Source organism: Alphaproteobacteria bacterium, from assembly GCA_041396705.1.
Taxonomy (GTDB): Bacteria; Pseudomonadota; Alphaproteobacteria; order CALKHQ01; family CALKHQ01; genus CALKHQ01.
Window position 1 is genome coordinate 92064 of record JAWKYB010000003.1, and the last position, 12696, is coordinate 104759.

Here is a 12696-nt window from a genome sequence, read left to right on the forward strand (position 1 = left end):
CCTTGACGTAACATTGCAACCGCAAAGCGGTCGCAGGCCGCCGCGCCAAGTGGGGAAAGAAAAACTGTGGCAGGTATGGTGTTCCGGGCTGACCATGTTGGCAGCCTGTTGCGTCCCACGCAACTAGTGGCGGCGCGCCGGGATCATCGCGCGGGCCGTGTCGACCGCGACGACCTCAGACGCATCGAGAATGACTGCATCGCGCAGGCAGTACGCCGGCAGGAGCAGGTCGGCCTGGCCGTGGTGACCGACGGCGACTTCCGGCGCGAGAACTGGTGGATCGATTTCGTCCGCAAGATTCCCGGCGTCGCGATCGGGCGGTCCGACGGAAACGCCGCATTCGCCGGCCATTCCCACGTCCCGCTGCACGTTGCGGTCAACGGTCGCATCGGCTGGGACGGGTCGATCCTGGCCGACGATGCGGCGCGTCTGCTGGCGATGACGGCCGCGACCGCCAAGGTGACGCTGCCGTCGCCGACGCGGATCCACTTCCACGGCGGCGACGCCGCGGTCGCGCAGGAGGCCTATGCCGACATCGCCGCCTTCTGGGACGATGTCGCCGCCTTCTATCGCCGGGAGATCGCGGCGCTTGAGACGGTCGGCTGCCGCTACATCCAGATCGACGACCCGATGATGAGCTATTTCGTCGACGACTTTCATCGGGCCAACATGCTGGCGCGCGGCCTGGATCCTGATAGCACGCTGGCGCGTTATGTCAGTGTGATCAACGCGTGCGTCGCGGCACGCGGGCCCGACACCAGGCTGGCACTGCACATCTGCCGCGGCAACGCCCGCAGTTCGTGGGTGGCGACCGGCGTCTACGCCCGCATCGCCGACATCGTCTTTCCGGAGCTCGACGTCGACGCGCTGCTGCTGGAATACGACGACGACCGGTCGGGAGACTTCGCGCCGCTCAAGCTGGTTCCGGACCGGGTCTCGGTCGTGCTCGGCCTGCTGTCCAGCAAGCACCCCACGCTCGAGCACGTCGACACCATACTGCACCGGATCGACCAGGCGACCCGCTTCGTCCCGCTCGACCGCCTGGCGCTCAGCCCGCAATGCGGCTTTGCCAGCACGGAGGAGGGCAACCTGCTGAACGAGGACGACCAGTGGCGCAAGCTCGCCCTGGTCGTCGAGATCGCGTCGCGGGTCTGGGGATAGCGACCGGCGCTACCAGCGGACCATGCCGGCGTCGACATTCAGCGTCTGGCCGGTGATCCAGTGCGCCTCCTCGGAGGCCAGGAAGGCGATGGCGGGCACGATGTCGGGCGGTGTGCCGCGACCCTTGATCGCCTGCAGCATCTCGACGAACTCGAAGGCGTTGCGGTGCTCGGTCTGCTGCACGCCCTCGGTGTCGGTCAGGCCGGGGCAGACGCAGTTGACCGTGATCCTGTCGCCGCCCAGCTCGGTCGCCAGCGCGCGGCTGAAGGTCAGCACGCCGCCCTTCGATGCCACATAGTGCGCCATGTTCGGGGTGCCGGCGAACACGGTGTTGGAGCAGACCGAGACGATCCGGCCGTAGCCGCCCTTGCGCATCGCCTCCGAGGAGGCGCGGCACATCAGGTAGAGGCCGTCCAGATTGACGCGCATGACCCGGCGCCATTCCTCGAAGGTGAGGTCGTTCCACGGCACGAACGGCACGATCGCCGCGGCATTGACCAGCACATCGATGCGCCCGCAGCGATCCAGCACGGTCTTGTGCAGCGCGGCCACCGAATCCGGGTCGCCGATGTCGCAGCCGACCGCGAATGCCGTGCCGCCGGCCGCGGCGGCCTTGGCCTCGGCACCGGCCTGGTTGATGTCGACGAAGGCCACCGTGGCCCCTTCGTCGGCCAGGCGCCTGGCGGTTTCAGCGCCGATGCCCTGGGCGGCACCGGTGACGATCGCGACACGGCCCTCGAACCGGTTCATTGCGGCATCTCCTTGATCGCATTGGATTCCAGCGCGCGGCGCACCGCCACGAAGGCACGCGCCCGCGCGGCACGCAGGGCGGCCACATCGGTCGCGCCATAGTCGAACATGCCGGCCCCGGACTTGATGCCGAGCTTGCCGTCGGCGGTGCGGTCGGTGATGGCGGGGCTGACGTCGCTGCGGGTCGAAAGCGTTTCGTTCAGGTAGGAGGCCACCGACTGGTAGATGTCGAGGCCGGCCATGTCGAGCAGGGCCATCGGGCCGATCACCGCCAGCTTGTAGCCGATGCCCCACGACACGCAGGTGTCCAGGTCCTCCGCCCCGATCACGCCGCTGTCGACCAGGTCCAGCGCCTCGCGCATGATCGCATAGAGGATGCGGTTCTCCACGAAGCCCGGCACGTCGCGCGCCACCCGCACCGGCAGCAGGCCGAGGCCGCGGATGAAGGCCATCATCCATTCCGCCGTCTCGGGCGCGGTCCGCGCGCCGGCGATCACCTCGATCATCGGAATGATGTGCGGCGGGTTCGACCAGTGCATGCCGACCATGCGCCGCGGATGGCGAACCGCGGACTGGAGCTTGGTGATCGGGATGCCCGAGGTGTCGGAGGCGAGGATGCAGTCGGCGCCGACCAGCGCGTCGATCTGCTTGAAGACTTCCAGCTTGAGCTCCAGCTTCTCCGGCACGTTCTCCAGCACCATGTCGGCGCCGGCCACCGTCTCCGCCAGGGTACGGCAGAGGGTGACGGACGTGGCGTCGCCCTTGACCGGCATGCCGAGGGCGTCGAGCACGCCGGCGATCGCCGGCAGGTCGCTGCGGGCCTTGTCGCAGGCCTCGGGCCGGACATCGGTCGCGCGCACGGTCACGCCGGCGCGCGCCATCGTCGCCGCGATCCCGGCGCCCATGGTGCCGAGCCCGATGACCGCGACCGTGGTCACGCGGTTCTCCGGTCTGCCGGGGCGCCCGCTGCCGCCACGGTCAGCCGACCACCTTCTGGAACGCGGGCCGCGCCGCCAGCCGGGCGTGCCAGGCGCGCACGTTCGCCAGCTCGGGCAGGGCGATCGGGAAGCCCAGGCAGCGATGCACGATCGGCGCCAGGCAGATGTCGGCGATCGTCATGGCGTCGCCGGCCAGCCACTGCTTGCCGGCAAGCTCGCGGTCCATCATCGAGAGCGCATCGGCAAGCGTCGCCGCGACCGCGTCGGGCACGGTCTCGCCCGCTTTCGAAGCCTTGAAGCCGGCGACGTAGGCGTCGTTCACGCTGGCCAGCAGCCAGTCCATCCAGCGCTCGACCCGGGTGCGGGCGGCCGGGTCGGTCGGGTACAGCGCCGATCCGGCCTTGGCTGCGATGTAGCGCAGGATCGTGTTCGATTCCCAGATGGTCAGGTCGCCGTCGACCAGGGTCGGCACCTTGCCGGTCGGGTTCATCGCCAGATAGGCGGCGTCGCCGGTGTTGCCGAACTGGCGGCCATAGTCCTCGCGGGTATAGGCGGCGCCGAGTTCCTCCAGCAGGAACAGGACCTTCTGGACGTTGCCGGATGTACTGCGGCCCAGGACTTTCATGCGGATGCTCCTCCGATCGTCGGTTTGCGCGGCGCCAGGCTCAGCCCTGTAGCGGCTTGTAGGCGACCGCGTCCATCTCGATTTTCGTGTCGATCACGGCGCGGGCCTCGACCGTTGTGCGCGACACGTTCCCTTCCGGGAAAAATTCAGCGAACACGCGGTTATAGCGGCCGAAGTTGCGGGCATCCTCAAGGTAGGTCGTCACCTTGACCACGTCGCACAGGTCGGCGCCGGCCGTCTGCAGCACGCGGCGGATCGCCTCCAGCGTCTGCCGGGTCTGCTCCTCGATCGGCCCGTTACCCATGTTGCCGGCCTCGTCCTTGGCAACCTGGCCGGAGACGAAGATGAAGTCGCCGGCGCGCACCGCGGGGTGGAACGGCAGGTTCGGGTTCTTCTTGCCGATCGGGACGATGGCGGGGTTGGACTGGCTCATCCTGCGGGCTCCGCTGTTCAGAAGGCGGTGGTTTCGATGATGTCGACGCCGTTCTGGCGGTCGATCAGGTAGATCAGCCCGCGCGCATCCAGCGTGACGTCGTTCGACGACGACCGCTCGAAGCCGGCCGGCGGGTCGGGTTCGTAGCAGCCGACCTCGCGCGGGGCGAACGGGTCGGCGAAGTCGACCAGCCGCAGGCCCTGTGCGAACCAGGCGAACGGCACCACCGTGGTGCCAGACAGCACCTCGGACGGCTGGTGGCAGCCGGTCATCGCCGGCTGCGGGCTGCCGTCCGCATCGAGGCCCGGCACCTGGAAGGTGGCGATCGAGATCGGGTCGAGCTCGTTGGTGATGTCGTAGACCCAGGTGAACGCCGGGGCCGACGGGTAGAGCTTGGCGACGTCCTCGTCGGCCACCAACATGATGTCGCGGCCCTTCAGCGGCATCGGCATCTTCAGGCAGGTGTGGGTGGGGTGGGGGAACGAGCCGCTGGTGTTGCGCGCCGCGATCGCGCGCGGCCGGGCCATGTCCTCGATGTCGAGGATGAAGAAGCCGTGGTGCCAGTAGCTGACATACAGCCGGTTGCCGACCCGCAGCGGGTGATGGCAGCGCGGCGGGACCCAGTCGTGCCAGGGATAGGCCTCGCCGCCGGCCTCCCACTGGCCCGGGATCCACCAGCGGCCGACCTCTTCCGGCCGCGCCGGATCGGCGAGGTCCAGGATCATGGCGATGTTGCCGACATAGCCCTCGACCGTCGGCGAGATGTAGGCATAGCGGCCGTCGAAGTCGTAGCGATGCACGCCCTTGCCGGCCGTCATCCACTTGGTGATCGGCTTCGGTTCCGCCGGATTGGCGACGTCGTAGATGGCGAGCCCGCCGCCGAATTCGGCGTTGGCCTGGCCCAGGCGCTCGTGATTGACCACCATGACGCCGTCCTTGACCCGCACCTTGTGCGAGTGCCAGCCCTCGGGCAGTTCGATCCGGCTCAGCAGTCGCGGACGGGCGGGGTCGGACACGTCGTAGACCGACGTCCCGCTCGGGTGGCGCATGTGGCCGACATAGAGGATGGAGCCGTCGACCCAGACCTGGCCGCCGCCGGGACAGTCGATATGCCCGACCAGCCGGGTCGCCTGCGCCTTGCTCATTCCCCGCTGCCGCCGCTCAGACCAGACGCACGACGGCGCCTTCCGGCGTCTTGCCCCACTGCCGGAAGTGGCCGAGCTTGCGCAGCGCCGGCTCGTCGCTGGCGACGAACAGCACGATCGGCTCGGCGGTGTCGTTGACATGCTCGCACCACGCCCCGCCGGGCACCGCCAGCGTGTCGAACCGCGCCCAGTCGAAGCGCTTGCCGTCGACGATCGAGTGGCCGGCCGGGCCCTCGAACGGCGCGACCAGCAGGCTGGCGGTCTGCTTCAGCGGCCGGGTGCGCTCGCCGGGGCGCAGCATCTGCGCGAAGAAGGTCATGGTGCGGAACACCGGCAGGCCGGTGGTCGGGTCGACATACTCGGCCTTCAGCGCCTCATAGGGGTCGCCGTCGTGGTCGCGATGCTCCTCCAGCAGCGCGCGCATCGCGTCCCAGCGATAGACGTACATCGGCGATGTGCCGCGCACGCCGCGGTCGTGGCGCACGAACCGGGGCATGATGCCGCCGCGGCTGTAGGTCTTGCGCGAATAGTCCGGGTCGAAGCGGGCGGTCTGCTCCTTCTTCCGCACCAGCTTGCCGTTCTCCTCCTCGACATAGTCGTGGTCGAAATGGATCGCGTTCAGCACCTCGACCAGCGGCAGGTCGAGCACAGACAGGTTGACCGCCGGCTCGTCGCCCTTGTTGCCGTGGTTGTGCCAGGTGTCGACCGGCGTCAGCACCATGTCGCCCGGGCCGAATTCGATGTCCTCGCCGGCGACGCCGGTGAAGTTGCGGTTGCCGGTCAGCCCGAAGCGGATGGCGTTGGGCGAATGGGCGTGCGGCGGCATCACCTCGTGCGGGTCGTTCAGGCGATAGGCGGTGTACATGGTGGTGACCGTGGCGCGGCGCGGCGACAGGCCGGGGTTGACCAGGATCAGCGAGCGACGCTCGGAATCCTGCAGGCTGATCAGGTCGGCCGCCCGCTCCAGCAGCGGGCCGATCTCGCGGTCGTAACTCCAGACGAACGGCACCGCCTTCTGCGTGGCCATCAACTGGCGCACCTCGTCGTGCGCGACCTCGGTGGTGGTCGCCCAGAAGGGAAACATGTGGCCGCGGGCAACGTCGCCGTAGAGCTGGTCCAACGCCGCCTTGATGTTGCTTTCCGCGCCCATGCTCTTCCCCTCGCGCTCCCATGCCCTGCTGCCGGACCATTGCGAACCAATCATGCGATTGGTCTCGGCAAAGGCGAACCATCGCGGCATCCTAGGCGCGCCGGCCGCGGAGTGTCAAAACCTTGCTCGTGCCCGGATGCCGCAGCCGGCAGGTGCGACGGACGCGGGTTCCTGGCATCGTTGCGGCAGCAACAGCACGCCGGATTCCGCCTGGCGGACGGCCCCCGTCACACATGAGGCGCGCAGCGGAAGGACCATGGCCATACCCCGATCCCAGCTCGACCACATCGTCGTGACCGCGCCGACGCTGGCGGCCGGCTCCGCATATGTGCGGCGGTGCCTCGGCATCGAGCCGGAGCCCGGCGGCAAGCACCCGCGGATGGGCACCCACAACCGCTTCGTCAACCTGGGCGACGGGCGCTATCTGGAGGTGATCGCCGTCGACCCGTCGGCGCCGCCGCCCGGCCGGCCGCGCTGGTTCGCGCTCGACCGGGTCGGCCCCGCGACCGCGCCGCGCCTGGCCGCCTGGGTCGCGCGCACCGACGATATCGAGGCCGCGGCGGCGGCCGTGCATCTGGGCGCGATCGAGCCGATGACCCGCGGGGCGCTGCACTGGCGGATCACCATCCCCGCCGACGGCAGCCTGCCTTGCGACGGCATGGTGCCGACCCTGATCCAGTGGCCGTCGGGCATGCACCCCACCGCGACGATGGCGGACGCGGGCTGCCGGCTGGTCGGCCTGTCCTGCTTCCATCCGGCACCGGACCAGGTGGCGGCGATGCTGCGGGCGCTCGGCCTGGCCGACGACGTGACCATTCAGCCGCTACCGCCCGGCGCGGATCCCCATCTGGTCGCGCGGATCGAGACGCCGCGCGGGCACCGCCGGCTCGGCGGACCCGCCTGAGGCGGTCACTCCGCCGCGACCGCGGCCTTCTCCGCCTGCCAGGCGTCGAGCTGCGCCCGCGCCTCGTTGATGGCCGGATCGACGGCCTGGTCGTGGTTCGGCCGCTTCGCGGTCAGCTCGATGACATAGCCGTTCGGGTCGCGGAAGTAGATCGAATCGATGAAGCCGTGGTCGGAGATGCCGCGGGTCTCGATGCCCGCGGCCTTGCCCTTGGCCATCATCGGCTCCAGCACGTCGTGCGCCACCTCCAGCGCGATATGCAGGTCGAAGTCGTGCTGGTCCTTGAAGGCGAACGGCATGTCCGGCGCCTCGAAGAAGGCCAGGAACGAGCCGTCGTCCAGCCGGTAGAAGGTGTGCAGCGTGTCGGTCTTGCGGCCGCTCTTCGTCGTCTTCAGCCACAGCGTGGCGGCCAGCGGCAGCCCGAGGAAATCCTCGTAGAAGTGGCGCGTCTCCTCCGAATCGCGGCAGCGATAGGCGTTGTGGTGCAGGCCCTTGATCATCGTGCGGCCTCCTTCCGGCAGCGGCGTCAGACCGTCTCGAACTGCTGGTCCTTGATCGCCTCGGCATAGCCGTAGAGCGCCTCGTTCACCGGCGCCCAGTTCTTCAGCTTCTTCATGTTGGCCAGCCAGCGGGCGACGTTCGGGTATTTCGAGAAGTCGTTGCGGATCAGCTCGCCGAGCGTCAGCAGGCAGGCGCCGAAATAGTCGGCGATGGTGATCTGGTCGCCGAGCAGATAGGCCTTGTTCGGCCCGATCCAGTAGTCGTTCAGCAGCTGCAGCCAGTTGCGAGCCCGCTCCTGGCCCCAGGCGATGGTGTCCTTGTGGGTCTGGTCGGACTGACGCTTGTGGTGCGGGAACAGCTGCGGATAGATGCAGCCATAGGCGTAGTCGCGATAGAAGTTCGTGTTGAACCAATCCATTATCTCATTGACCTTCGCGCGTTGCTTCAGGTCCTTGGGATAGGTCGGCGAGTTGATCCTGTCGGCGAGATATTTGAGGATGGCGGAGCTCTCGGTCAGCTTCAGATCGCCGTCCTCCAGCACCGGCACCATGCGGTTCGGATTGTAGGACGAGAACGGCTCCTGATAGTGGGCGCCGGAGAGCAGGTCGACCACCTCCTCCTCGACGTCGATTCCGTTCTCCGCGATGAACAGCCGGACCGGGCGGCTCGTCATCGAAACCGGGTGCATGTAGAGCTTCATTCGGCGCGTCCTCCCGTGCGGTTTTCGCGCGGTGGGCGCGGCCGCTGGCTTCGTGTGTGGCGGCCCATCACATACGCCCGCCCGCAGCCGGCGACAAGGCCGGCGCATGTGCGCCGACGGCCGGTCCGCTCACGGTCTCGCGAGGACGCGGGCCTCTCCGGCCCGGCGCATCAGAACGGCGGCAGAGGGCGGTTCGCGCTGCCACCCGCCGGCTGCCGGCCGCTGCCGACGGCCCAGATCGCGGCCTGGGTCCGGTTGCTGAACTGCAGCTTGCGCAGCAGGCTCTTCACGTGGGACTTCACGGTCGCTTCGCTGATGTCGAGTTCGCGCGCGATCACCTTGTTGGCGTGACCGGCGACGATATGGCTGAGGATCTCCTCCTCCCGCGCCGACAGATCGATCGTGCGGTCCGCCTCGCCGCCTGCTGCAGCGGGCCGCACCGCGGCTGCTGCGGGGGCGGGAGCGGCCACCGGCGGCCGGGCGAGCGGCCGCAGCGGCGTGACCACCGACGCGGTGCGCGCCGCGGACGCCTCGAGGCTGCGCGGCGGGTGCCCCGGCGCCGGTGCATAGCCGTTGACGGCCGCCGCTGCGGCCACCGCGGGCTTCGGCTCCGCCGCGGCCGTCTGCCGGGTCTGCGCCGCCAGGCTGAGCATGCGTTCGCGCAGTTCGCGCGGAAAGGCGAGCTGGCCGTGCATCACCGCGTCCAGGATGGCGCGGATCGCCTCAGACGACATGTCCTTTTCGACATAGCCCATTGCGCCGCAGCGCAAAGCCTCCTCGATCTTGCCGCTATCGGCCGACTTGTTGGTCAGGATCACGATCCTCGCCGCCGGATAGAGCGCCTGCAGCCGTGCCAGCCAGTCGGCCATCGCGCAGGACGGGTGCGGCAGCTCGGTCAGCACAAGCTCGGCGTCGCGTCCGTCGGCCGCATTCCGTTCCGCCGTATCGATATCGGGCTGCGGGATCACGGCGAAGCCGCATTCGCCGAGCACGCGGCCTATCCCTTCCCGCAGGAGCCTGACCGGCTCCAGCAACACAAGACGACGCATATCGCGCCTCCCCCCAAGGCATGAACGATCAGTAACCAAACCACCCAAGAATTGTGACCAGATTACGCTCGGTCGGTTCCCGACTGGCCCGCGGATGCCCCCCGGCGTTCCGCGTTTCCCCGGCAATCCGCGACGCTCGCCAGACACCGGAAATAACGGTGCTGCGATGCCAGGCCACCCGGGGAATCAGGGGGCGCGGCGCTCAAGCGTCAATCGACAGAAATCTCGCAGAGACCCCGCTCGTGAAGTGATAATTCCCCACGATAACCGTTTCGTGATCTTCCGGTAACGGTTTCGGCTTGTTCATTACATGAAATTCACCTGTGGGACACGCCCGACCCTGCGGCCGGCGCGGCCTCAGGCCGATATCCGGCGCGGCCTCAGTCCGGTATGCGGTAGAAGCGCATCGCGTTCTCGCGGAAGAACTTGCGGCGCTCTTCCTCGGTGCAGGCGGCCGTCAGCCGGTCGAGCATGTCGACCCAGTGGGCATAGGCGTGGGTAAGCTCCGAAACCGGCCAGTCGCTGCCGAACATGATGCGATCGAACCCGAACACATCGATGATGCGGCAGAGGTAAGCGGTGATCTGCTCCGGCCGCCAGCGGTCGTGGTCCGCCTCGGTGACGACGCCGGAGATCTTGCACATCACGTTTGGCATTTCCGCCAGCTGCCTGATCTGCGACCACCAGGGCTCGATCAGGTCATGGCGGATGCCGGGCTTGCCGATATGGTCCAGCACCATCGGCACGTCGGGGCACTGCCGCACGAAAGCCAGCGTGTTGTGCAGCTGCCAGTGCTTGATGCAGATGTCGAAGCTGAAGCCGTAGTCCGGCAGCAGGCGGACGCCTTCGATGAATTTGGGCTGCAGGCAGAATCCGATGTCGGGCTGCGCCTCGATCAGCCGGCGCACGCCGCGGGTCAGCTTGAACTCGGCCAGCCGCTCGAGCGTCGGGATGATCGCATCGCCCTTCTCCAGCGCCGCGGCGGCGACCATGGCCTGGATCCGCGGCTCGGTCTCGGCCAGCTCTGTGATGAAAGCCGCCTCGTCGAGATGCTGGTGATCGGCCACCGCCACCTCGGCGAACACGATCTTCTCGACCGCGACGCCGCCGCGCAGCCGGTCGAAATCGGCAGGCAGGAAGCTCTTGTTGATCTTCGGCACGCTCTCCAGCCACGGATAGCTCAGCCGTGCCGTGTCGAACAGGTGGACGTGCGCGTCGACGATCGGAAATGGGATCATGGCTGCTCCTCCCGCATTGTGCCGAGCTTATTGGACCGCGGCCGCGGCCCGTCTGTGGCAAATCTCATCTGTGGCAAATCTCATGCTGTCGGCTGGCCCGGCCGGTCAGGCGCCGGCATCGTCCAGCGCCGCCAGCTGCTCGTTCATGTCATAGACCTTGGGCATCGGTGTCCACCAGTCGTTCGGGCCCGCGCTCGGCACCCGCTGCTGGAATCCGCGCATCAGCCGGTCCCACTCCGGCGCCCGGTCCGTGTGCGCCATGTAGCTGGCCCACTGCCGGTCCCAGTCGAAGTCGTCGTCGACCTCGACCAGCATGAACAGGCGGTTGCCGGTGCGGAATATCCGCTGGCTGCGGATGCCGACCGCGCGCATGCCGCGCAACAGTTCGGGCCAGACGGCGGCGTGATAGGCGTCGTACGCGGCGATGACCGCGGGATCCTCCCGCAGGTCCAGCGCGAATGCGAGTTGCTTCATGCGTCTCCCCCGTTCCGGTCCGCGGCGTGCGGGCGCGGACCCCCGGGCCGATTGTGAATCCGGCCGGCTGCGAGTAGACAGGGGCTCCCGGCGCTTTTCAACGCGCGTTCCCGCCGCGCCAAGGCGCCGGCCCAGCCCAGGACCGATCCATGGCCGCCCGCATCGTACCCGTTCCCCCGTTCGACCTCGTGGTTTTCGGCGGCACCGGCGACCTCGCCCGGCGCAAGCTGCTGCCCGGCCTGTACCATCGCCAGCGCGCCGGCCAGATGCCGCTCGACTCGCTCGTTCTTGCTCTGGGCCGGACGGAGCTCGGCGACGACGAGTATCGCGCCCAGGCGCGGGCCGCGCTTGAGGCGCATGTGGGCTGGGAGGAGCTGGACGCCGACGCGGTGGAGCGCTTTCTCGGCTGCCTCAGCTATCGCCGCATCGATGCCGGCTCGGACGAGGGCTGGGCGGAACTGGCGGCGGCGCTGGCGCCGCGGGGCGACCGGGTGCGGGCCTTCTACCTCGCCGTCGATCCGCGCTTCTTCAGCCCGATCTGCGAGCGCATCGCCGCCTATGGGCTGCACAGCGCGGGCGCGCGCCTGGTGGTGGAAAAGCCCCTCGGGCACGACCTGGCCAGCGCCCGCGCGCTGAACCGCCAGCTGGCGGCGGTTTTCGACGAAAGCGACCTCTACCGGATCGACCATTATCTGGGGAAGGAGGCGGTGCAGAACCTGATGGCCCTGCGCTTCGCCAACGCCCTGTTCGAGCCGGTGTGGAACGCGCGGCACGTCGACCACGTCCAGATCACCGTCGCCGAACGGGTGGGCGTGGAGGGGCGGGGGGCCTATTACGACCGCTCCGGCGCAATGCGCGACATGGTGCAGAACCACCTGCTGCAGCTGCTGTGCCTGACGGCGATGGAGCCGCCGTTCCGCTTCGAGCCCGATGCGGTGCGCGACGAGAAGCTGAAGGTGCTGCGGGCGCTGGAGCCGATCGATGCCTCCAACGTCGACCGGAGGGCGGTGCGCGGCCAGTACCGCGCGCGCGACGGCATGTCCGGCTATGGCGAGGACGTGGGCGACGCCGGCTCGACCACCGAGAGCTTCGTGGCGCTGAAGGCGGGCATCGCCAACTGGCGCTGGTCGGGCACCCCGTTCTACCTGCGCACCGGCAAGCGGCTGCAGGCGCGGCTGTCGGAGATCGCGGTCGTGTTCAAGGAGGCGCCGCATTCGATCTTCCCGCCGCAGGCCGGCGCCGCGCGCAGCAACGCGCTGGTCATCCGGCTGCAGCCCGACGAGGCCATCACCCTGCGGCTGACCATCAAGGACCCGGGGCCCGGCGGCATGCGGCTGATCGAGGTGCCGCTCAACATGACCTTCGCGAGCTCGCTCGGCGTTTCCGGCCATCAGCTGCCGGATGCCTACGAGCGGCTGGTCATGGACGTGATCCGCGGCGACCAGACGCTGTTCATGCGATCGGACGAGGTGGAGGCGGCCTGGTCCTGGGTCGACCCGATCATCGAGGCGTGGGCGCAGGCGGGCACGCGGCCGCAGGCCTATACCGCCGGCGGAACCGGGCCGGAGGACGCGCTGATGCTGATCCACCGCGACGGCCGGCGCTGGCGCGAGATCGAGGCCTGAGCG

14 protein-coding genes are annotated in these 12696 nt (G+C 68.7%); 3 read left to right on the plus strand and 11 right to left on the minus strand.

The window, feature by feature from the left end; translation table 11 throughout:
• Positions 1 to 75 precede the first annotated feature (75 nt).
• Positions 76 to 1161 (plus strand): 5-methyltetrahydropteroyltriglutamate--homocysteine S-methyltransferase, encoded by a 1086-nt coding sequence (locus R3F55_03760; GenBank protein MEZ5666548.1) that lies wholly within the window; start codon positions 76 to 78, stop codon positions 1159 to 1161.
• 9 nt (positions 1162 to 1170) lie between these two features.
• Here the strand turns inward: R3F55_03760 and R3F55_03765 are convergent, their stop codons facing one another.
• Genes R3F55_03765 through R3F55_03790 form a run of 6 tightly spaced genes read right to left on the minus strand, consistent with a single transcriptional unit; the run spans position 1171 to position 6202 of the window.
• Entirely contained in the window at positions 1171 to 1911 is a 741-nt protein-coding gene (locus R3F55_03765; protein ID MEZ5666549.1) for an SDR family oxidoreductase, read from the minus strand.
• Positions 1908 to 2849, minus strand: a complete 942-nt coding sequence (locus R3F55_03770) for a 3-hydroxyacyl-CoA dehydrogenase NAD-binding domain-containing protein (protein MEZ5666550.1) — start codon at positions 2847 to 2849, stop codon at positions 1908 to 1910. Before R3F55_03770 ends, R3F55_03765 begins: the two co-directional genes overlap by 4 nt.
• 40 nt (positions 2850 to 2889) lie before the next feature.
• Positions 2890 to 3474 carry a glutathione S-transferase family protein gene (locus tag R3F55_03775; GenBank protein MEZ5666551.1) on the minus strand — a complete coding sequence of 195 codons (585 nt, stop codon included), beginning with the start codon at positions 3472 to 3474 and terminating at the stop codon, positions 2890 to 2892.
• Between the two features lie 40 nt (positions 3475 to 3514).
• Positions 3515 to 3907 carry a RidA family protein gene (locus tag R3F55_03780; protein MEZ5666552.1) on the minus strand — a complete coding sequence of 131 codons (393 nt, stop codon included), beginning with the start codon at positions 3905 to 3907 and terminating at the stop codon, positions 3515 to 3517.
• A gap of 17 nt (positions 3908 to 3924) precedes the next feature.
• Positions 3925 to 5052, minus strand: coding sequence for a hypothetical protein (locus R3F55_03785; protein MEZ5666553.1), 1128 nt, complete (start codon positions 5050 to 5052; stop codon positions 3925 to 3927).
• A gap of 16 nt (positions 5053 to 5068) precedes the next feature.
• The gene (locus tag R3F55_03790) at positions 5069 to 6202 is read right to left on the minus strand and encodes a cupin domain-containing protein (GenBank protein ID MEZ5666554.1); all 1134 of its coding nucleotides are present in this window, start codon (positions 6200 to 6202) and stop codon (positions 5069 to 5071) included.
• Between the two features lie 256 nt (positions 6203 to 6458).
• Here R3F55_03790 and R3F55_03795 point away from each other — a divergent pair, with 256 nt between their 5' ends.
• Positions 6459 to 7106: a VOC family protein gene (locus R3F55_03795; protein MEZ5666555.1), complete on the plus strand. Its 648-nt coding sequence runs from the start codon at positions 6459 to 6461 to the stop codon at positions 7104 to 7106.
• Positions 7107 to 7111: 5 nt separating this feature from the next.
• Here R3F55_03795 and R3F55_03800 read toward each other — a convergent pair whose 3' ends face one another.
• The 5 genes from R3F55_03800 to R3F55_03820 all read right to left on the minus strand — a co-directional run bounded on the left by R3F55_03800 (position 7112) and on the right by R3F55_03820 (position 11068).
• Positions 7112 to 7606, minus strand: a complete 495-nt coding sequence (locus R3F55_03800) for a VOC family protein (protein ID MEZ5666556.1) — start codon at positions 7604 to 7606, stop codon at positions 7112 to 7114.
• 26 nt (positions 7607 to 7632) lie between these two features.
• Positions 7633 to 8307, minus strand: coding sequence for a glutathione S-transferase family protein (locus tag R3F55_03805; protein MEZ5666557.1), 675 nt, complete (start codon positions 8305 to 8307; stop codon positions 7633 to 7635).
• A gap of 170 nt (positions 8308 to 8477) precedes the next feature.
• Positions 8478 to 9482: a response regulator transcription factor gene (locus R3F55_03810; protein ID MEZ5666558.1), complete on the minus strand. Its 1005-nt coding sequence runs from the start codon at positions 9480 to 9482 to the stop codon at positions 8478 to 8480.
• 254 nt (positions 9483 to 9736) lie between these two features.
• Positions 9737 to 10594 carry an amidohydrolase family protein gene (locus R3F55_03815; GenBank protein MEZ5666559.1) on the minus strand — a complete coding sequence of 286 codons (858 nt, stop codon included), beginning with the start codon at positions 10592 to 10594 and terminating at the stop codon, positions 9737 to 9739.
• Positions 10595 to 10699: 105 nt separating this feature from the next.
• Positions 10700 to 11068 (minus strand): L-rhamnose mutarotase, encoded by a 369-nt coding sequence (locus R3F55_03820; protein MEZ5666560.1) that lies wholly within the window; start codon positions 11066 to 11068, stop codon positions 10700 to 10702.
• A 149-nt stretch (positions 11069 to 11217) separates the two neighbouring features.
• Between R3F55_03820 and zwf the strand changes: the two genes are divergently transcribed.
• Positions 11218 to 12693, plus strand: a complete 1476-nt coding sequence (gene zwf, locus R3F55_03825; GenBank protein ID MEZ5666561.1) for a glucose-6-phosphate dehydrogenase — start codon at positions 11218 to 11220, stop codon at positions 12691 to 12693.
• Positions 12694 to 12696 lie beyond the last annotated feature (3 nt).

Excerpts from the sequence above, each read along its gene's own strand:
- R3F55_03820 (MEZ5666560.1), bottom strand. The coding sequence starts at position 11,068 with ATGAAGCAACTCGCATTCGCGCTGGACCTGCGGGAGGATCCCGCGGTC.
- R3F55_03760 (MEZ5666548.1), top strand. The coding sequence starts at position 76 with ATGGTGTTCCGGGCTGACCATGTTGGCAGCCTGTTGCGTCCCACGCAA.
- zwf (MEZ5666561.1), top strand. The coding sequence starts at position 11,218 with ATGGCCGCCCGCATCGTACCCGTTCCCCCGTTCGACCTCGTGGTTTTC.
- R3F55_03815 (MEZ5666559.1), bottom strand. The coding sequence starts at position 10,594 with ATGATCCCATTTCCGATCGTCGACGCGCACGTCCACCTGTTCGACACG.
- R3F55_03795 (MEZ5666555.1), top strand. The coding sequence starts at position 6,459 with ATGGCCATACCCCGATCCCAGCTCGACCACATCGTCGTGACCGCGCCG.
- R3F55_03785 (MEZ5666553.1), bottom strand. The coding sequence starts at position 5,052 with ATGAGCAAGGCGCAGGCGACCCGGCTGGTCGGGCATATCGACTGTCCC.
- R3F55_03805 (MEZ5666557.1), bottom strand. The coding sequence starts at position 8,307 with ATGAAGCTCTACATGCACCCGGTTTCGATGACGAGCCGCCCGGTCCGG.
- R3F55_03775 (MEZ5666551.1), bottom strand. The coding sequence starts at position 3,474 with ATGAAAGTCCTGGGCCGCAGTACATCCGGCAACGTCCAGAAGGTCCTG.
- R3F55_03765 (MEZ5666549.1), bottom strand. The coding sequence starts at position 1,911 with ATGAACCGGTTCGAGGGCCGTGTCGCGATCGTCACCGGTGCCGCCCAG.
- R3F55_03790 (MEZ5666554.1), bottom strand. The coding sequence starts at position 6,202 with ATGGGCGCGGAAAGCAACATCAAGGCGGCGTTGGACCAGCTCTACGGC.
- R3F55_03780 (MEZ5666552.1), bottom strand. The coding sequence starts at position 3,907 with ATGAGCCAGTCCAACCCCGCCATCGTCCCGATCGGCAAGAAGAACCCG.
- R3F55_03800 (MEZ5666556.1), bottom strand. The coding sequence starts at position 7,606 with ATGATCAAGGGCCTGCACCACAACGCCTATCGCTGCCGCGATTCGGAG.